We start from the raw sequence: 821 nt of genomic DNA, 5'->3' as shown, positions 1-821 counted from the left end.
CTAGCGGATTTGAACTTAGCCTACCCAGATTTGGGATTAGACTTCCCGAATCTGTCATTCCCTGAGTTGATGTTCGCATTGCCGCGTTTGAACTTGCCTGTATTGAAGTTCGACTTTGACATTGAAGGGCTGAATGCCAACTGGGCGAACATGTCTTGGCCGGACCTGCAAGCGCACCTTGGCACCCTAGATCTGCCTTGGCCAAATGTGAAATGGTCAGATTTTGACTTCGATGCGATTAAAGCAGCGCTACCAGACCTAGATTTGCCGGATATCGACTTCACTTGGGGTGATATGAAACTGCCAGACTTGTTGCTGGCGATTAAGATGATTGAACTGCCAGGCATTTCGATCACCTTCCCAGACGTGACTTTGTCTTGGCCATCCTTTGATACCGCGTTCCCAACTTGGCCAGATGTGGGTTTACCGGATTGGAAACTAGCAGACTTTATTTTTGATCTAGATGGTTTAAACCTACCTGGTTTGAATATCTCTTTCCCAGATTTAACCTTGCCTTGGCCGAATCTAGAACTACCGACGTTCAGTGCCGCGTTCCCTAACCTGAACATCGACTGGCCTAATCTGACCTTGCCAGAGCTGATGTTTGCGCTGCCAAAATTGAATCTAACCGGTGTTGATTTCAACTTTGATCTACCGGGATTGGATGCCAATTGGCCAAATATGTCCTGGCCAGATCTTAAGTTACACCTAGCGAGCCTGAACTTAGATTGGCCGAATGTGAAGCTAGGTGAGCTAGACGTTAAATTCCCTGAACTCAACATCGACTGGCCGAATGTGTCTTTGCCAGATTTGATGTTTGC

The 821-nt window shown here is 47.1% G+C and carries 1 protein-coding gene; it reads left to right on the top strand.

Annotated elements, in window-relative coordinates; translation table 11 throughout:
• The coding region (locus FJM67_RS17615) for a hypothetical protein (RefSeq protein WP_181161556.1) at positions 1–821 on the top strand (821 nt) is incomplete at both ends.

The organism is Maribrevibacterium harenarium, assembly GCF_006385675.1.
Lineage (GTDB): Bacteria > Pseudomonadota > Gammaproteobacteria > Pseudomonadales > Marinomonadaceae > Marinomonas > Marinomonas harenarium.
Note: the sequence above shows the minus strand (reverse complement) of the source record. Positions and strands in the feature narration are given on the sequence as shown.